The organism is Pseudomonas sp. AK181, assembly GCF_051122975.1.
Taxonomy (GTDB): domain Bacteria; phylum Pseudomonadota; class Gammaproteobacteria; order Pseudomonadales; family Pseudomonadaceae; genus Aquipseudomonas; species Aquipseudomonas lactis.
Map to the genome: position 1 here is coordinate 1828612 of NZ_CP146348.1, position 18197 is coordinate 1846808.

Below are 18197 nucleotides of genomic sequence, written 5' to 3' on the forward strand. Positions count from 1 at the left end.
GGTCGTAGGAGTCGGATTACAGCTGGAACAGTCTTACAACTTCAACTGCCCAATCGCCTTGCTCAACTCCCCGGCCAACGTCGCCAGTTCATTGCTGGTAGTCGCCGATGCCACGGTTTGATGTACGGTGTTTTCGGTCACGTCGCGAATGCTCACCACGGCGCGGTTCATTTCTTCGGCGACATGGCTTTGTTGCTCGGCGGCCACGGCAATCTGGGTGTTGCTTTCGCGCATCTGTGCCACGGCCCCGGTAATTTCAGCCAGCGCGATGCCGGCTTCCTGGGCCTGCTGCACGCAGTCATCGGCCTTGAATGAGCTTTCTTGCATGAAGTCCACGGCGTCGCGGGTGCCGGCTTGCAGCGCCGAGACCATGCGGGTGATTTCATCGGTGGAGCTTTGCACGCGCTTGGCCAGGTTGCGCACTTCGTCGGCGACCACCGCGAAACCGCGGCCCATTTCCCCGGCGCGGGCGGCTTCGATGGCGGCGTTGAGGGCAAGCAGGTTGGTCTGTTCGGCGATGCTGTGGATCACCCCGACCACGCCGTTGATTTTCTGGCTGTCTTCGGCCAGTTTCTGGATCATTTCAGCGGTCTGCTGTACGCCACTGGACAGCCCGGCGATCGAGCGCTGCACCCGGGTGACCACTGCCTGGCCGCTGCCGGCGAGGGTGTCGGCGGACTGAGACAAGTCACGGGTGGCGCCCGCGTGCTGGGCGATGTGGTAGACGGTGGCGGTCATTTCGTTGATGGCGGTGGCGGCCTGGTCGGTTTCGCTCTGCTGGCCAAGCATCCCGTGTTGTACCTCGTTCATGCTGCTGGCCAGGCGTGCGGCGCCGTCGTCCAGTTGCCGGGCGGTGCGGGCCACGGTATTGACCACGCGCTGGTAGCTGGCTTGCATGGCGTTGAAGGCGCTGGCCATCTGGCCGACTTCATCCTTGCAAGCCAATGGCACCCGCGCCGACAGGTCGCCGGTTTTTTCAACGTGCAGCATCACATCCTTGAGGGTGTTGAGTTGGCTGAGCAGAAAGCGGATCAACAACTGCGAGGCGCCGAGCATGGCGAGCATCAGTACGGCCACGGCGACGGCGTAATGAGTGAAGCGTTCACGGAACACCTGGCTCAGGCTCGGCGCGTAGGCCAGGACTGCGACCTGCTGGCCGTCGGCCCGGCTGATCACTTCGGCGCCGATCAGCGGGTTTTCACCGAACAACGGCATGTGGTTGAGTTCAGTCCAGCCGTTGGCAGTGCTCAGGGCGGGCAAATCCAGGGGGATCTGGCCTTTGGCAAAGGTGAGCCAGTGCTCACCCGTGGGCAAGGTTTTGTCGGCTGGCCAGGCGCTGAGCAAGCGGCCCTGGGCCTGGGCCGATGCCTGCGCTGCCTGGCTGCGCGCCTGTTGTTCAAGCTGTACGGCGTACAGCACCAGCAGCAGGGTGGTGATAAAGGCGACCGCATTGACGGCCCAGAATTTGTATTTGAGCGAGATATTGCTAAGCCAGGCACCCATGGAAGGTTTTCTCTGATAGCGGAAACAGTATTGGCAAGGTGCCATTATTGTGCCGCTATTCAGAACAGCGCTTTTGACATGGGTCAATGCGCCGCATTAATCGATGCCAGGCAAGCCGAAAAAGCGCCGGGCGCACGCGGTGCTGTGCAGCGCCAGGTCTTCAATTGTTTCGTTACGGTGCAAGGCCACTTCGCGCAGTACTTCGGGCAGGTACGCCGGTTCATTGCGACCGTTCTTTGGTTTGGGACGCAACGTGCGTGGCAACAGGTAGGGCGCATCGCTTTCCAGCATCAGACGGCCTCGGGGAATCTCCCGGACCAGCGGATGCAGGTGAGTGCCACGGCGTTCGTCGCAGATCCAACCCGTGATGCCAATGTGCAAGTCCAGGTCCAGGTAGCTGAACAGCGCTGCCTGTTCACCAGTGAAGCAGTGCACCACGGCGGCCGGCAGGTGGTCGCGGTAGTCCTTGAGGATCTCCAACAGGCGCTGGTTGGCATCGCGCTCATGGAGAAATACCGGCAGTTTCAGCTCGACGGCCAGGGCCAGGTGTTCTTCGAGGACTTTTTCCTGCTGGGGGCGAGGGGAGAAGTCCCGGTTGAAATCCAGCCCGCATTCACCCACGGCGCGCACTCGGCTGTCGCCCAGTAAGCTGCGCAGGCGTTGAGCGCTGTCGCTGTTCCAGTCGCTGGCTGAGTGAGGGTGAATGCCGGCAGTGCTGAACAGTCGCTGGCCGCTTTCGTCGAGTTTTACACACAGTTGCAGGGCCTGTTCGCTGCCTTCGACGCTGGTGCCGGTGAGTACCAATTGCTGCACGCCAGCGGCGTAGGCGCGTTCGAGAACGGCCGTGTGCCTCTCGTCGAAACTGGGGTTGGTCAGGTTGACGCCAATATCAATGAGTTGCATGGTGCTATCTCCGCCTGCGGCCGGAAAGCATATCAGAGCTGTAGATTGATAAGAAAAACCAAGAACTACAATGCGTTAACGCTGTCTTTGAACGTCGCAAGCGACATTGTGGTGGGCCGATTGCCTGCCACCGTGGCGCCGTTGCACGCCTTGCCAGCGCATAAAGCGCTCTGTTTCTGACCACCAGCACTGCGTTATTCGCGCACGCGCTGGCCAGTTTTCTTTCCGGAGAGCGGATGATCCGACCCTCGGCGTTGCTTATATTGTGCCTGACGTTGCTGCTGCCCATGGCGGCGGTCGCACGTCTGGATGGGCCGCTGCAAGTGACCAAGCCCGGCAAGGTCCGCGACCTCGCGCAAATTCGCTCCAGCCGCACCCTGCGCGTCTTGGTCAACCAGAGCCGCAACAGTTCCGGTGAAGTGCAGGGCCAGGCCATCGGTGTCGAATACCATCGGTTGCGCGCCTTCGAGCAGTACCTCAACGGCCATGCCCGTGATGGGCAGGCCATCAACCTCAAGATCATCCCCAAGGCCAAGGACCAGTTACTCGGCGCGCTGGCCCGCGGTGAAGGCGACCTGGTGGCGCCCGGTGAGTTGCTGGACGTTAAGGGCGTGCGCAAGGTCAGCGCCAGCGACCCGATTGTCAGCGATGTGCCGTTGTGGCTGGTGGGCGTCAAGGGTGAACGACGCTTTACCAAGTTGGAGCAACTGTCGGGTCGCACACTGACGCTGACCACCGGCAGTGCGGCGGCGGATGCCATCAGTCAGGTCAATCAAAAACTGGCTCTTCACAAACGCCCACCCGTAAAAGTGGAATGGGTTGACCCCAGCCTGGCGGTGGAAGATGTTCTGGAGATGGTGCAGGCCGGGATTTTTCACCTGACGATTGTGGAAAAACCGATTGCCCAACGCTGGGCGAAAATCCTGCCCAAGTTGCGCTTTGACAAACAGGTAGTGATCAGCGAACCGGGCGACGAGTTCTGGTTTGTGCGCCAGGACGCGTCGATGCTGCGCGCCAGCATTGATCGGTTTCTCAAGACCTATCACACGCCTTCCGACCAGGATGTGGCCTTCCAGCGTATCTATCGACGCCTCTATCAGGTCCGTAACCCATTGGCGCGGGCTGACCGCCAGCGCCTGGAAAAACTGCGCCCGGTTTTGCAAAAACATGCGCGTGAGCAAGGTATGGACTGGCTGAACCTGGCGGCGTTGGCGTTCAAGGAGTCTTCCCTTGACCCAGGTGCACGCAACAGCGGCGGCCCCACCGGCCTGATGCAGATCACGCCGTCGGCGGCCCAGCGGGTGGGGGTCAACAATATCGAGACGCTCGACAATAACGTGCAAGCGGGGGCACGTTACCTGGCGATGATCCGTCGCAAGTTTTTCGCCAGCCCTAAGCTCAATGAGCGCGAGCGCATGGCCTTTATGCTGGCGGCGTACAACATGGGGCCGGAGCGAGTGCAAGGCATGCGCACCGAGGCCAAGCGCCGCGGGCTTAACCCCAATCAGTGGTTCTTCCAGGTTGAACGCATTGCCATGGAGCAGGTAGGGATGGGCGGCGTCAGCTATGTTAATAGCGTCAACAAGTATTATTTGGCGTTCGATCGGGAGCGGGAGTCCCTTGAGCCGGTAGCTGCTAAAATTGCCTCGCGCAAATAATCGAATTGTTAGATATTAATTAGGCAATATTTCGGCTTTTATCATTGCTTAAACTGATTAATATAGCGGCCAACCAACCCCTACCTAGAAAAGGATTTACCCCATGAGCCCAATGATTACCCGTGTACTGTCCACTCGCGCCGGTTATGGCCTGACTATTCTGCGCATCTTCGTCGGCATCATCTTCGCTGCCCACGGCTCGCAAAAACTCTTCGGCTGGTTTGGCGGTGGTGGCCTGGCGGGCACCGCACAATGGATGGAAAGCATCGGCCTGGCGCCGGGTACGCTGATGGCGCTGCTGTCGGGCGGTACCGAGTTCTTCGCCGGCCTGGCCCTGATCATCGGTTTGCTGGTTCGCCCTGCCGCATTGGGCCTGACCTTCCTGACGCTGGTGGCGATTTTCTCTGTACACATCCACAACGGGCTGTTCATGGCCAACAACGGTTATGAGTTCGCGCTGGCGTTGCTCGGCGGCGCGCTGGCGGTGTTGCTGGAAGGTGCGGGCAAATTGTCTGTCGACCGCGCGATCACTCACTGATCGTTTTGCAAGCTGCACAAAAGGCCCGCTGATGCGGGCCTTTTCGTTGCCCGGGATTCTTGACACTGCCCCACCGGCTTCTCTAGGATGCTGCTCATGCGCCGATTTAAACAGCTAATTGCGGGGCGCCACTGGGTCTCAATGCAGCCCGACAGAAGCACGCTTGCTCACGCAGGGCGTTCTTCGAAATACCGCTAAAGCGCTGGTTCGGTGTTGCCTCTCACCTGCCCGCAGACTTTTGAGGCAGAGACACGACACGATGAATGCACTACGCCCCCTCATACGCCTGGCCCCGATCACCGCGGACCTGACTCAACGCAATCCGAAAATCCTGTTGGGCGGCAAGCACCAGCCGACACTGCTGCGCTATCTGGACGGCTGGCCACGTCGTTCCGGTCGGCCCTCGGCGTTCCTGATCCAGTTTGTTGAAGACGGCGATTCACTGGCCCGTTTTGCCAGCGACAGTTTCGATCTGGCAGTTATTCAGGCACCGAGTGCCAGCAACGCCCATGAGGTGATCCACCAACTGACGCGCATTGCCCGGCAAGGGCTGATTGCCCGTCGCTGAGCGATTAGTGAAAGATCGCGGGGGTACGACGCCGGCGCTGGTGTAGGAAAAGTAACCAGGCAATCAGGCACAACAGCAGCGGAAGGGGCAAGATTATCAGCCCTTTGAGCTGTCGCTCGAAACGCTGCACCGGGGCATAGGCCTGCGCCTTGAGCGCATGCAACTCGATGGGCAACTGCAGGCGCTCCTTGTTCAGTGCCTGCAACTGGGTACTGGTATCCACCGCTTGGGTGATAAGCCGTGTGTGCAGTGGGTTCAACCTTCGCCACGCTTGCTCCGTCTGCTCAAGTCGTCGCTCCAGCTCAAGCGAGTTTTTCCGATACGCCTGTGCGGCTTGGTCCCGCATCTGATCCAGCCTGTGCAACGGTTGGTGCATGACACGGGGTCGAATGCGTTTGAGTGCGTCGGGCGCCGCCAGGTTATCCAATGTGTTCAATACCAACTGCGCGTTGCCGTTGGGTCTTGCCTGGCTGAGAGTGTCCGCTAGCAGGTCAGTGTCGGCCATGACTACCATCTGAATCAGTTCTGCTTTTTGCAGCCCGGGCGGCTGGCCCTTGAAACCGTCGGGAAACGCTGAGTAAGCGGGCCCCTCAATGCGCGCTGCGATTACGTGGCGCTGCCCTGAAGTTGCCGTTTCATCGATGAGCGAGTCGAATGTCGTCGCCGAGGCAAAGCGTTTTGCGTCCAACAGGGCCGATTGCCCTGAGCTCAGTAGGAGCGGGGTCAGCTGTGAGCGGCTCTTGGGCGCTAGCGAAAGCGCGCCGCTGCTTGAGACGATGACGCTGTCCAGTCCCCAGGTGCTGATATCCGTCGTGGCCATGGCTTGTCGTGGCAGGTGTAGCCGGGCGGGGTGCAGTACCCGGGGGATTCCCGGACCGGGCGTGGCTGATGAGGCATAAAGATTGTCGATCAACAGCTTGTCCTCCGGCATCTGGATGCCCCACGCGTTCAGCAGCCCCTCCATTCTCGCGTTCGCTGACACGGCGTCAGCGCCTATCTCGCTCACGGGGTCGATGAACATCATCAACGGGGTGCCTTTCAATACCGATTGCTCAACGGCATATAAGGCCCGCTCAGGTAAGGCGTGCGGCTGTATGACCATCAATGTAGCGATGGATGGCGGTACCTGAGCGATGTTCGCCGCCAGTTCCACCACATTGAATTGCTCGCGCATCAACGCCAGCAACTCGCTGGCCGGTTTATCCAGCGACAGGCCCGACAGCAGGCCGATAGTGGCACGCTCAGGGTGCCCCAACTTATAGATCAGGTGGCTGATCTCATATTCAAGTAATGACTCGTGCTCAGGGCGGAACGCTTCGATGCGTTGGGCGCCCTGGCCAGCGCGGGTGCCGATAAGACCAAGAAATCCTTGTGTATCATCAAGCCCGAACAAGCTGGCTTTGTAGGCGTCTTCAGAAAAGGGAGCGGGGTTGATGATATGTAAGTTGATCATGCCGTTTGCCGCTTTTTCGAACGCTTTGAGCACGTCTTCGACGCGCCGACCATAACGTTCTAATGCCTGGCTTTTTTGCGGCGCATTGAGGGTATTGAAGTAATACAGATCCAGGGGGCTTTCAAGTGAGGCAAGTAGTTGCCGCGTTGCTGGCGATAACGTATGGATTTTTTCTTGGGAAAAGTCCCATTGGGCAGTAGGTAGTTTGGGTACCCAGACTAGATTGAGTGCCAGAAACAGCAGTGATATGACGAGAAGTGTCATACCCGCACGAAAAGCGGATCCCATCAGTGGTCTTCCTTTTCTCAACTGCTTTTGTAGTTGAGTGTTAGGGTGGTTGCAAACAGAAAAGCAACGATCATGCTGATAAAGTACAGGCTGTCATGCAGTGTGAGTCTGCCGTTATCCATCGCGCTGAAGCGGGCAATGGGATCCAGGGACATCAAACTGTCGATAACCCATATCGGTGCTTGTTGTTCAAGTGCATCCAGTACTGACGAAAGCCCACTGGCGGTCAGCAACAAGCCGAGGGTGAAAAAGAAAATCAGCAGGCGTTGGTTCGCAAGTACACAGATGAAGCAACCCACGGAAAGATAACTTCCCGCCAGCAACCAACTGGCCAGGAACTGCGAAGCGATAACGCTATTGTCAGGCGTGCCCAGATAATTGACGGCAATTACCAAGGGGAAGTTAAGCATCAGCGCAATGCCACAGACAGTCCATGCTGCGATAAATTTTCCGATCACTCGTTCCACTGAGGTGACAGGCAAGGCATTGAGGGTGTCGTAAAAGCTGGCGTTGGATTCATCCGACCACAACTGCGTCGATAACAGGGGGACCAGCAGGAGATAGAGCCAGGGATGCAGTTCGAAAAAGGCCTGCAGATCGCTGCTGTTGCGCTCCATCCATTGGCTGGAATGCAGTCCCAGCACTGCGCATAGCGCGAGAAAAATCGCCACGCTCAGATAGGTGCTGGGCGCGCAGGCATAGTTGGCGAGTTGTCGTTTGAAAATGACAGGTAGCAGTCTCAAGGTGTTACCTCTTGGCTCAGATGGTGAACGACATCGTTCAGGCGACCCGGCTCCAGATTCATTGACGTGATATTCCAGCCGCGATGGGTGATAAGCGCGTTGATTGCGGGAAATATGGAATGCCCAGGCATGGCCAGGACCGTCACCTTGCCGGGTGCATGTCGGTCTTCTTCGATGCCGGCGACGCCGGGCAATACGGCCAGCGCGAGCAAGTCCAGCGGGGTGTCTGCTGCGAGGGTGACGGCCTGGAAATGCCGGGAGCTGCGCTGTAAGTCGGGCAGCGAGGCATCGGCCACCAGGCGGCCACCGGCCATAACCAAGGCACGGGTGCAGATGTCCGCCAGCTCCTGGTAATGGCGGGAGGCGATGATGATGGTCATTTCCTCGCTCAGGGAGTGAATGAGTGCCCGGAACTTGAGCCGTTGATCAGGACAGAGCCCTTCTGTGGGTTCATCCAACAGCAGCAGGCTTGGTGAATGCAGGAGCGCCTGGGCCATTGCCACTCTGCGCTTCAAACCAAGGGAAAGTACGCTGATGGCGCAGTCGAGCACGGGCAGCAGTTCCAGGCGTGCGGCGACCTGCGCCACTTGGCTGCGTTTTTCCAGCCCGCTCAAACCGCGAATGGCAGCAATGAAATTGAGCATGTGTTTGACGGACATCGTGTGATGGTCGAGGCCGCCTTGAAGTTGATAGCCAATGACTTTTTTGGCTTGAGTTGAATGGGTATGGGTATTGAAACCTTGAATAGTGATATGCCCGGCCGTCGGCTTGATCGCCCCGGCGATCAAGCTCAATAGTGTGGTTTTCCCTGCACCGCTCTCTCCCAGCAGGCCCACACACTCCTGGCGCTGGGCACAGAAGGACACGTTGCTGATTACGCGTGTTTTGCCCAGCTGTTTTGTCAGGTTGCTTATCTCGATCATGGTTTTACCGAATAAGTTTTGCAGGGCGTGTGAGGGGGGCCGGCTGTAGGGGAAAGTGCTTTAAAAAGGGTACGTTCAATATGAAGGCTTGGGAACGCGAAGTATGCTTAATAAGAAGAATCCTACGTTCGCTCCGATAATTCGCTGAAACAATTGTTTTGTTTTGAATACTTATTAATGCCCGGATGTTTATCGGATGTTTATATAAAGTTTTCTTTTTTGTAATGAGGCCTGATTGCCATGATGCTTCTACGTACTCTTGTTCTTGAGCGCAACGATGAAGGGACGCCCGTTAACGGCGCCTTGTTGTGCGGGTTTGCTGTTACGCAAACGGCGTCCAACTTTCTGGTGTACAGCCTGGATGAGGAGGCAGAGCCCGGCCACTCCAGGGTCTATATCGCCGCATTACGTAAAAAGATTGAACGGTATTTTCTGGGAGGCGTTGATTCCAAAGAGGACCTGCAATTAGCCATGCAAGTCTTCAAACAGATCCTGACGATGGCAGCCGCAGCCGGCTCGAAGACGACGCCCATTGCCGAACCCCAGGTTCCCTTTCATTTCATTGATTTGAAAGGCTGCCGGTTACCGCCGGCCAGGCCAGAGGATCACCACTCGGTGATCATCAAGAAGGCTCTGGTCATGAAGGTCATCACCCTGGGCATGTCAGCCCCGGCGTTGCCTGCGATCGAAAGCAGTGCAGTGATCGTGCCGTCCATTCGCTTCTCGTCGCAAATGGTTGCGCCGCCGCGAAATCCGCGCTCAGCCACGACGGCGCCGCAGCCTATGGATGAAGACACCGTTGAGGAACCGGCGCGGTCGCTGGTCGCGATACCGCAGGAGCAGGTTGAGAGCAGTGCGTCGCCTGTTCCGGTTGAACAAGATGACAGTCACTTTGAGCCAAACAACCTGCGGTTGGACCCACCTGAGCCGGAGCCCGAACCCTTGGACCCGCCTGCTCAGCTGGACCATACCTCTTTGCTCGAAATGGACAGCGCACTGAGCAACCTGGCCAAGGTCGCCCAGGAACTGACGCAAAAAAAATGCGCAGTACTGGAGAAGGAACAGATGCTCGAACAGTGGCAGGCGCGATTGCAACAGCAGCAGAGCCAGCTGGAAGAGAAGGGCCGTGAACTTGAACAGCGCCATGCCTATTTGCAGGAGCAGGGCTTGGAGGTCAGCCAGAAGGCCGAAAAGCTGGCGATGATGATGTTGCAGTTGTCGGGTATGCGCCAGCGTATGCAGGGCACGTTGCTTGAGTTGGATCAAGTGCTGGAGGGGCATGGGTGAGGTAATGGGGCGCCGGCCTGGATACTTTCCAGGGTTCATTTATCATCAGTCCCAGCCAGCCGCTGCCTGGGCATGATGCCCTGGCATAACGGCACCATTGCACATTGCCTGGGGATGCAAGCGTTTGAGTACCAAGCTGATTACCAAAGAAGGTCATGAAGCGCTGAAAAAAGAGCTGGATTACCTGTGGCGAGAGAAACGCCCGGATACCACGCGCAAAGTGACCTGGGCGGCCTCCCTGGGAGATCGCAGTGAAAACGCCGATTACCAGTACAACAAGAAGCTGTTGCGCGAGATAGACCGGCGCGTGCGTTACCTGCGCAAACGCCTGGAAGACATGCGGGTGGTGGAGTACATGCCCGAGCAGGAGGGAAAGGTATTTTTCGGCGCATGGGTCGAAATCGAAAACGAGCAGGGCGAGACCAAGCGTTTTCGCATCGTCGGTTATGACGAGATCTACGACCGCATGGATTACATCTCCATCGACTCACCCATGGCACGGGCCCTGCTGCGCAAGGAGGTGGATGACGAGGCAATCGAACAGACCCCAGGCGGGGAGGTGTGCTGGTGGATCACCAAGATCGAATATGTGAAGCCCGTCTGATGGCACGTACCTTGGCTGGGTACGTGCCATCCGGGTTTCAGCCTTCGCGCAATACGGTCAGCGGGCTGGCATTCAGCGCACGGCGCGTGCCGAACACGCCGGCAGCGCCAATCAACAAAGCACCGATCACGGGCAGCAATAACAACCACGGGTGGGGATGCCACGCCAAGTCAAAGGCGTAGCGATACAGCACCCATGTCACCAGTTCGGTGCCCAGTGCCGCCAACAAGCCGCTGACGGCGCCCAGCAGGCCGAACTCAATGCGTCGGGCCTTGACGAGCAACTTACGCTCGGCACCCAGGGCGCGCAGCAATGCACCCTGGCGGATTCGTTCATCCAGGGTGGCCTGCAGGCCAGAGAACAACACCGCCATGCCCGCCGCGAGTACAAACAACAGCACGTATTCCACGGCCAAGGTCACTTGGGCAAGGATGCTGCGCAACTGCTCCAGCAGGGCCTCGACCTGCAGGATAGTGACCGCCGGGAAGGCCCGTGACAGATCGACGATCTGTTGGTCATGGCCGGGAGCCAGATAGAAGCTGGTGAGGTAAGTCGCGGGCAGATCCTTCAAGGTGCCCGGTTGGAAAATCATGAAGAAGTTGGGCTGGAAGTTATCCCAGTTGATGGTGCGCAGGCTGGTAACCCGCGCTTCACGGTTTTCACCGCCGATGGTGAACACCAGATGGTCGTTGAGCTTGAGCTTCAGGCTCTCGGCCACTTTGGCTTCCACCGACACGCCAGGAACCCCCTCAGTGGGTTGCGCCGACCACCAGGTACCTGCCGTCAGGACGTTACCCGCCGGCAAGTCGGCTGCCCAGGTCAGGCTCAGGTCGCGTTGAGTGGCACGGTCGCCGCTGGAGTCCTTGCTGACAATTTCCTGCACCGGTTCGCCATTGATGCTGATCAAGCGCCCTGGCACCACCGGGTAAAGCGGCGCAGCTTGCGCCTGGACGTCCAGCAGGCGGGCGCCAAAGGCGTCCTTGTCGGCTGGCAGGATATTCAGGGCGAAGTAGTTGGGCGCATCCTTGGGCAACTGGTTTTGCCAGGTGTCGAGCAATTCGCCCCGCAACAGCGCGATCAACCCCATGGACAGCAGGATCAAGCCAAACGCCAGGGACTGGCCTGCCGCCGCCAACGGGTGACGCAACAACTGGCCCAGGCCCAGGCGCCAGGGCAGGGAGGCGCGAGCCAATAACCGCCGCAGGCTTTGCAGCAACAGCAACAGCAAGCCGCCCAGCAGCAACGCAGCCACCACACCGCCACCGAGTAACGCGAAGGTCAATACCAGGTCCAGGCTCAGGCGCCACATGATCAGGCCCAAGGCAAACAGCGCCGCGCCGTAGACCATCCAGGTGCTTGAGGGGATAGGCAGCAAATCGCGGCGCAACACCCGCAGCGGCGGTACCCGGCCCAGTGCGGCCAGCGGCGGCAGGGCGAAGCCAGCGAGGGCAACCAGCCCGGTGCCGATCCCGGCGACAGCCGGCAGCAACCCGCCCGGCGGTACGTCGGCGGGCAGCAGGTCGTGCAGGAAGTAGAACAGACCAAATTGCGCCAGCCAACCGAGCAGGGCGCCGGCCAGGCTCGCCAGCAAGCCCAGCACACTCAGTTGCAAGGTGAACAACAACATCGCTTCACGGCGCGACAGGCCCAGGCAGCGCAACAACGCGCTGGCATCGAAACGTCGACTGGCGAAGCGGTTGGCCGACAGCGCCACGGCCACCCCAGCCAGCAGCACAGCCACCAGGCTGGCCATATTCAGGTAGCGCTCAGCCTTGCCCAGCGCGCCGCCGATCTGCTGGTTGCCATCGCGCGAGTCCTGCAGGCGCTGGTTGGCGGCCAGGCCCGGTTTGACCAGGTCGCGATAGGTTTGCAGCGCAGTGCTGCCTTGCGGCGCACGCCATAGTTCGCGGTAGCTCACCCGGCTGCCTGGCTGCACGACACCGGTGGCGTCCAGGTCCGCCAGGTTGATCATGACCCTGGGCGTGAGGCTGTAGAAGTTGCCGGCGCGGTCAGGCTCATAGGTCAGGATGCGCGCCAGGCGCAGGGTCTTCATGCCGACATCAATGCTGTCGCCGACTTTCAGGTCCAGCGCCGTCAGCAATCGTGCTTCCACCCAGGCTTCGCCGGGTTTTGGACCACCGCCCGGAACTTCAGCGCCGAAAGGCTCGGTGCTGCTTTTAAGCTCGCCACGCAACGGGTACTGCTCGTTGACCGCCTTGATGCTGGAAAGCTGGATGCCATTGTCGGTGGCGATAACGCTGGAGAATTCCACGATGCGGGCGTGATCCAGGCCCAGTTCGGTCCCTGATTTGATTTGCTCGGGGCGGGCCGGCGAGCTGCCTTCGAGCACCAGGTCGGCACCGAGGAACTCGGTGGCACGCAGCAGCATGGCGCCGTTGAGGCGCGCACCAAAGTAGCCGATGGCGGTGCTGGCGGCCACGGCCACCAGCAGGGCAAAGAACAGCACGCGCAATTCACCTGCGCGGGCATCGCGCAGTAACTGACGCATGGCAAGGCTGAACAGACGCAACAGCGGCAAACGTGCCATCAAGGCTCCAGGGGCGCGACCATCAGGCCGGCTTCAAGGCGGATCAGGCGTCGGCAACGATGGGCCAGGCGCTCGTCATGGGTGACCAGTACCAGGGTCGTGCCACTCTCTTTATTCAACTCGAACAGCAGGTCGCTGATGCGCTCGCCAGTATGGCTGTCGAGGTTGCCAGTGGGCTCGTCGGCAAACAGCACATCCGGTTCGGCGGCAAACGCGCGGGCAATCGCCACCCGTTGCTGCTCACCACCGGACAACTGGCGGGGCGAGTGGGTCAGGCGCTGGCCCAGGCCTACGCGCTCCAGCAGGTGTTTGGCCCGCTCGCGGGCGTCCTGGCGACCGTCCAGCTCCAGCGGCAGCATTACGTTTTCCAGCGCGTTCAAGCTGTCGAGCAACTGAAAGGATTGGAATACGAAGCCCACATGCTCGGCACGGATGCGTGCGCGCTGGTCTTCGTCGAGGGTGCTCAGGGCTTGCCCGGCCAGGGTCACTTCGCCGCTGCTGGGCAGGTCGAGGCCGGCCAGCAGGCCCAGTAGGGTGGATTTGCCGGAACCGGAGCTGCCGACGATAGCCAGGCTATCGCCCTTGTTCAGTTCCAGGCTCAGTTCGTGCAGGATAGTCAGTTCACCTTCCGCGCTGGGAACCACTTTGCTAAGGTTTCGCGCGGTGAGAATGCTTGCGCCCATGGAGAATCCGATGCGAGTGTGGTTTTTGAGTGCTGGCCTGGCCTTGATGTGCATGGCCCAGAACGCAGCGGCGGGTACAGTCCTGATCGTTGGCGATAGTATCAGTGCCGGTTTCGGCCTGGATACCCGCAAGGGGTGGGTCGCGTTGCTGGAGCAACGGCTCAAGCAGGAGGGTTTTGACGATAAAGTCGTCAATGCTTCCATCAGTGGCGACACCAGTGCAGGAGGCCTCGCGCGGCTGCCGGCGGCACTTGCGGCGCATAAACCGGATGTGGTGGTGATCGAGTTGGGTGGCAACGATGGCTTGCGCGGCCAGCCGCCTACGCAATTGAAACAAAATCTTGCGTCGATGATCCAGCAGTCCCAGGACAGCGGTGCGAAGGTACTGCTGTTGGGCATGCAGATTCCGCCCAATTACGGCAAGCGCTATGTCGACGCCTTTGCCAAAGTGTTCGGTGATGTCGCAGAGGAAAAAAAGGTGCCGTTGGTGCCGTTTTTCCTCGAAGGAGTCGGCGGTCATCCGGAGTTGATGCAGGCTGACGGGCTGCATCCGGCAGTCGCCGCTCAGGACAAGTTACTGGAAAATGTCTGGCCAACGCTAAAACCGCTGTTATGACGCTTTTCTACCGGCAGGCTTTCGGCTAAGGTGGCGCCCCCCCGATTTGGAGCCCTCGATGTCGCGCCCTGCCTGGTCCCTGTTTAACTACCAACTGATCGAGCCGGACGAGCAGCTGGACCTGTTCGCCTGCCAGGAAGTGCGGGTGCATTTGGTGGCGCGTCAATTGGAACTGGGCGGCTCCATTGATCGCACGCTCTGCGGCACTCTATTGCCGGCACAGCCACGCTGGTCATCGGTCAACCGCTCGATTTTCCAAGACCAGCGACTCTGCCCTTTGTGCCGGGCGATTCTTGAATCGCAAAAGCGCGGCACGCCGCCGATCTGGCCGGAGCTGCGCTTCGAGCTGTAAAACAGCTTGAAGCTTGGCGCTGCGAAGCCGTATACAATCAATTTTTCCCTACCCGTCGTCTTGCGAAGGATTTTCCGGATGTTGTCGCGCCTTTCCGTCGTCACCTGCTGCCTGTCTCTTGCTGCGCTTTGTGCGGCGGGTTCGGCGGCGGCCTTGCAGTTGCCCTTGCCACCGCCCGGTGAGGACATTGTCGGCCAGGTCCAAGTGATCAAGGCCAAGTACGAAGACACCTTTGCCGACCTGGGTACTACCTACGACCTGGGCTATTCGGAAATGGTCGCGGCCAACCCGGGTGTCGATGCCTGGTTGCCGGGTGCGGGCACCGAGATTGTGCTGCCCACCCGCTTTATCCTGCCGCCCGGCCCGCGGGAAGGCATTGTGATCAACCTGGCGGAATACCGGCTTTACTACTATCCCAAAGGCCAAAACGTCGTCTATACCTTCCCGCTGGGTATTGGCCGAGAAGGCTGGGGCTCGCCGATTGCTCATACCAGTATCATCGCCAAGACGCCCAACCCGACCTGGACGCCACCGGCCTCGATCAAGGCCGAGCACGCCGCCAACGGTGACCCGCTGCCCAACGTGGTGCCTGCCGGCCCCGACAACCCACTGGGGCCGTTCAAGTTCACCCTGGGCACGCCGGGTTACCTGATCCACGGCTCCAACATGAAGTTTGGCATTGGCACGCGTACCAGCCACGGGTGCTTCCGCATGTTCAATAACAACGTGTTGGAAATGGCGGGCATGGTGCCGGTGGGCACGTCAGTGCGCATCATCAACGACGCGTACAAGTTCGGCAGCAGCGGTGGCAAGGTCTATCTTGAAGCCCACACGCCGTTGAACGATGACGGTACGCCATCGGTGGTCGACAAGCACACCGCAGTTATCAATGCGTTGCTCAAGCGCGAAGACCTGTCCAATAACCTGCGGGTCAACTGGGACCAGGTGCGTGATGTGGTCGCCGCCGAGGATGGCTTGCCGACCGAAATTGGTGTGCCAGGCGCGGCCCCGGTGGCCTCAAGTACGCCGGCCGACCTGCTGTAGGAGCGAGCTTGCTCGCGAAAAACCTGAGGGCGCCGCTGTAAATCAGCACGCCCGCGTCATCGTTGACTACCTTCGCGAGCAAGCTCGCTCCTACAGGTGGCGCGTGCCAAATCAAAGGCAAAAAAAAGCCGACCCATAAATGGATCGGCTTGATAACAACCCCGAAGGATTATTACTTGCGGCTTGCTTTTTCAAGCATGCGCAGAGCGCGCTCGTTAGCTTCGTCAGCAGTCTGTTGTGCTTTTTGAGCAGCAGCCAGAGCTTCATCAGCTTTACGGTAGGCTTCGTCTGCACGGGCCTGGGAGCGAGCTGCTGCGTCTTCAGTTGCAGTCAGACGAGCTTCGGTTTCTTTGGAGACGCTGCTGCAACCGGTAGCCAGAACTGCGGCCAGAGCCAGAGCAGAGAATTTCAGAACGTTGTTCATCGTGTTCCCCTTCAAGGACTTTCAATTTAATGGCTACTTTCTCAGAGTGAGCTAATAGCCGGCGTACATACTACCCATTACTTGTAGTAAGTAAACTGACGTTGCGCAAGAAGCAAAAAAATTTCTTGTGCCGAATCTATTTTGGCTAATCTTTTGACGGTTTGTATGAAAACCGTCCAATTTTTTGCGCCTCGACGAACATTGGATCCAGGCTGAAAGGGCCGGCCCGCATGTGTTAAGCCTTGTAAATAGATGAAATTTTATATAACGAAGCGGGGCACTTTGGTCGCGCTTGGCTTTACTGCGCCAGGCATCTTTTGCGCATCTAGAGGTGACTTTAAGAGCGCCAGTTCGTCTCAAGGTTCAACTGCCGGCAATGTTCAGGCTATCGGTCACCGATTGATCGAGGCCCTTTCTATATCCACCAGCGGCGGGGAATGACGAGTGCGCCTTGAGCAATTTCAGGATTGGTGCCTACTATTCCCTATGTGCTGGTTGTGAGCGCTCACGGTTTTCTCGCTGTCGAAACCGGCACGGGGTGGCGTAGATGTTCCTTCGCCGGAAAAACATCGGTAAGGTAGGGTCGTTAATTCAGACCCGCGAGGAGTAGTGATGAGCGAGGCGTTGTCCATCCACCATGACCAGGCTGGTCATCAGTTCGAGACCAATGTGGACGGTCATCGTGCCTACCTGACCTACATGGACCTCGGGAAGCAGACCCTGGATATCTATCGCACGTTCGTGCCCAACGCACTGCGGGGGCGAGGCATTGCGGCGGCGTTGACCGAGGAAGCCTTGAAGTTTGCCGAAGAGGCTGGCTACACGGTGATCCCGTCGTGCTCCTATGTCGAACGCTACATGGAGCGCCACCAGCGCCATGCCGCGAAGCTGTAACTGACCAGTTGCCAATAAAAAACGCCGGGCTTAGCCCGGCGTTTTTGTGTGCGCGAAACGGGTACAGGCTCAGGTGCGTTTGCGCTGGGGCAACACGTCCTTGAGTTTGGCATGCATGCTGCGCAGGGTGGTTTCGGTGGCGGACCAGTCGATACAGGCATCGGTGATCGACACGCCATACTGCAAGTCGGCCAGGTCTTTTGGAATCGCCTGGCAACCCCAGTTCAAATGGCTCTCTACCATCAAGCCGATGATCGACTGGTTGCCTTCCAGGATCTGGTTGGCAACGTTCTCCATCACCAACGGCTGCAGCGCCGGGTCTTTGTTGGAGTTGGCGTGGCTGCAGTCGACCATGATGTTTGGCTTGATCTTGGCCTTGTTCAGCGCCTGTTCGCACAGGGCGACGCTGACCGAATCATAGTTGGGCTTGCCATTGCCGCCACGCAGTACCACGTGACCGTAGGCGTTGCCCTTGGTGGTCACGATGGACACGCCGCCTTCCTGGTTGATGCCCAGGAAACGGTGAGGGCTGGAGACCGATTGCAGCGCATTGATCGCCACGGTCAGGCCGCCGTCGGTGCCGTTCTTGAAGCCTACGGCCGAGGACAGGCCCGACGCCATTTCGCGGTGGGTCTGGGATTCGGTGGTGCGTGCGCCGATGGCCGACCAGCTGATCAGGTCCTGCAGGTATTGCGGGGAGATCGGGTCGAGGGCTTCGGTGGCAGTGGGCAGGCCCATTTCAGCCAGGTCCAGCAGCAGCTTGCGACCGATGTGCAAGCCGTCCTGGATCTTGAAGGAGTCGTCCAGGTACGGGTCGTTGATCAAGCCTTTCCAGCCGACGGTGGTACGCGGCTTCTCGAAATACACGCGCATGACCAGGTACAAGGTGTCGGACACTTCAGCCGCCAGCACCTTGAGGCGCTCGGCATATTCGTGGGCGGCCTTGAGGTCGTGGATAGAGCAGGGCCCGATCACCACGAAGAGGCGGTGGTCGGTGCCGTCGAGAATGTCACGGATGACTTCGCGGCCCTTGGTGACGGTCTGCAAGGCAGCGTCGCTCAGGGGGATTTCGCGCTTGAGCTGATCGGGGGTGATCAGGGTCTCGTTGGATTCAACGTTAAGGTCATTGATCGGTAAATCAGCCATCGTGTTACTCGCCAGGGTCACG

Annotated in this window: 18 protein-coding genes and 1 pseudogene; 9 read left to right on the top strand and 10 right to left on the bottom strand. The window is 59.2% G+C overall.

Going from position 1 to position 18197, the window contains the following annotated elements; translation table 11 throughout:
• Positions 1-33 precede the first annotated feature (33 nt).
• Together V8689_RS08535 and V8689_RS08540 are read right to left on the bottom strand one after the other, a co-directional pair.
• On the bottom strand, positions 34-1503 hold the full coding sequence (locus V8689_RS08535) for a methyl-accepting chemotaxis protein (RefSeq protein WP_056789350.1): 1470 nt from the start codon (positions 1501-1503) through the stop codon (positions 34-36).
• Between the two features lie 96 nt (positions 1504-1599).
• The gene (locus V8689_RS08540; RefSeq protein WP_056789348.1) at positions 1600-2406 is read right to left on the bottom strand and encodes a TatD family hydrolase; all 807 of its coding nucleotides are present in this window, start codon (positions 2404-2406) and stop codon (positions 1600-1602) included.
• A 236-nt stretch (positions 2407-2642) separates the two neighbouring features.
• Between V8689_RS08540 and V8689_RS08545 the strand changes: the two genes are divergently transcribed.
• From V8689_RS08545 to V8689_RS08555, 3 genes are all read left to right on the top strand, one after another.
• A complete protein-coding gene (locus tag V8689_RS08545) occupies positions 2643-4064 on the top strand; it encodes a transglycosylase SLT domain-containing protein (protein ID WP_056789346.1) in 1422 nt (473 codons plus the stop codon).
• Between the two features lie 103 nt (positions 4065-4167).
• A complete protein-coding gene (locus tag V8689_RS08550) occupies positions 4168-4602 on the top strand; it encodes a DoxX family protein (protein WP_003189852.1) in 435 nt (144 codons plus the stop codon).
• 259 nt (positions 4603-4861) lie between these two features.
• The gene (locus V8689_RS08555) at positions 4862-5170 is read left to right on the top strand and encodes a hypothetical protein (protein ID WP_003189853.1); all 309 of its coding nucleotides are present in this window, start codon (positions 4862-4864) and stop codon (positions 5168-5170) included.
• Positions 5171-5174: 4 nt separating this feature from the next.
• Here V8689_RS08555 and V8689_RS08560 read toward each other — a convergent pair whose 3' ends face one another.
• From V8689_RS08560 to V8689_RS08570, 3 genes are read right to left on the bottom strand one after another with little or no spacing between them, the layout of a single operon-like run.
• Positions 5175-6911 carry a Gldg family protein gene (locus V8689_RS08560; protein ID WP_056789344.1) on the bottom strand — a complete coding sequence of 579 codons (1737 nt, stop codon included), beginning with the start codon at positions 6909-6911 and terminating at the stop codon, positions 5175-5177.
• Positions 6912-6928: 17 nt separating this feature from the next.
• The gene (locus V8689_RS08565; protein ID WP_056789342.1) at positions 6929-7654 is read right to left on the bottom strand and encodes an ABC transporter permease; all 726 of its coding nucleotides are present in this window, start codon (positions 7652-7654) and stop codon (positions 6929-6931) included.
• Positions 7651-8577, bottom strand: a complete 927-nt coding sequence (locus V8689_RS08570) for an ABC transporter ATP-binding protein (protein WP_056789338.1) — start codon at positions 8575-8577, stop codon at positions 7651-7653. The genes V8689_RS08565 and V8689_RS08570 overlap by 4 nt, the downstream gene beginning before the upstream one ends.
• A gap of 240 nt (positions 8578-8817) precedes the next feature.
• On the opposite strand from V8689_RS08570, the gene V8689_RS08575 reads away from it, so the two are divergent.
• Together V8689_RS08575 and greB are read left to right on the top strand one after the other, a co-directional pair.
• Complete coding sequence (locus tag V8689_RS08575; protein ID WP_056789335.1) at positions 8818-9864, top strand: hypothetical protein; 1047 nt, start codon at positions 8818-8820, stop codon at positions 9862-9864.
• Positions 9865-9988: 124 nt separating this feature from the next.
• Positions 9989-10468 carry a transcription elongation factor GreB gene (greB, locus tag V8689_RS08580; RefSeq protein ID WP_434520701.1) on the top strand — a complete coding sequence of 160 codons (480 nt, stop codon included), beginning with the start codon at positions 9989-9991 and terminating at the stop codon, positions 10466-10468.
• 37 nt (positions 10469-10505) lie between these two features.
• On the opposite strand, the gene V8689_RS08585 is transcribed toward greB, so the two are convergent.
• Both V8689_RS08585 and V8689_RS08590 read right to left on the bottom strand, forming a co-directional pair.
• Entirely contained in the window at positions 10506-13016 is a 2511-nt protein-coding gene (locus tag V8689_RS08585) for an ABC transporter permease (RefSeq protein ID WP_056789329.1), read from the bottom strand.
• Entirely contained in the window at positions 13016-13699 is a 684-nt protein-coding gene (locus V8689_RS08590; RefSeq protein WP_003189864.1) for an ABC transporter ATP-binding protein, read from the bottom strand. The genes V8689_RS08585 and V8689_RS08590 overlap by 1 nt, the downstream gene beginning before the upstream one ends.
• 10 nt (positions 13700-13709) lie before the next feature.
• Between V8689_RS08590 and V8689_RS08595 the strand changes: the two genes are divergently transcribed.
• From V8689_RS08595 to V8689_RS08605, 3 genes are all read left to right on the top strand, one after another.
• Positions 13710-14315 (top strand): arylesterase, encoded by a 606-nt coding sequence (locus tag V8689_RS08595; RefSeq protein ID WP_056789326.1) that lies wholly within the window; start codon positions 13710-13712, stop codon positions 14313-14315.
• Positions 14316-14373: 58 nt separating this feature from the next.
• Positions 14374-14667, top strand: coding sequence for a hypothetical protein (locus V8689_RS08600; RefSeq protein ID WP_003189866.1), 294 nt, complete (start codon positions 14374-14376; stop codon positions 14665-14667).
• 78 nt (positions 14668-14745) lie between these two features.
• Positions 14746-15711 (top strand): L,D-transpeptidase family protein, encoded by a 966-nt coding sequence (locus tag V8689_RS08605; protein WP_003189867.1) that lies wholly within the window; start codon positions 14746-14748, stop codon positions 15709-15711.
• On the opposite strand, the pseudogene V8689_RS08610 reads toward V8689_RS08605, so the two are convergent.
• Both V8689_RS08610 and oprI read right to left on the bottom strand, forming a co-directional pair.
• Positions 15707-15832, bottom strand: a pseudogene (locus V8689_RS08610) (outer membrane lipoprotein carrier protein LolA); the annotation flags it as partial. The gene V8689_RS08605 and the pseudogene V8689_RS08610 sit on opposite strands and share 5 nt — an antisense overlap.
• Before the next feature lie 51 nt (positions 15833-15883).
• Positions 15884-16135 (bottom strand): outer membrane lipoprotei OprI, encoded by a 252-nt coding sequence (gene oprI / locus V8689_RS08615; RefSeq protein ID WP_003172710.1) that lies wholly within the window; start codon positions 16133-16135, stop codon positions 15884-15886.
• A 612-nt stretch (positions 16136-16747) separates the two neighbouring features.
• On the opposite strand from oprI, the gene V8689_RS08620 reads away from it, so the two are divergent.
• The gene (locus tag V8689_RS08620; protein ID WP_003189869.1) at positions 16748-17029 is read left to right on the top strand and encodes a GNAT family N-acetyltransferase; all 282 of its coding nucleotides are present in this window, start codon (positions 16748-16750) and stop codon (positions 17027-17029) included.
• Between the two features lie 69 nt (positions 17030-17098).
• On the opposite strand, the gene V8689_RS08625 is transcribed toward V8689_RS08620, so the two are convergent.
• Entirely contained in the window at positions 17099-18175 is a 1077-nt protein-coding gene (locus V8689_RS08625; protein WP_003189871.1) for a 3-deoxy-7-phosphoheptulonate synthase, read from the bottom strand.
• Positions 18176-18197: the final 22 nt, after the last annotated feature.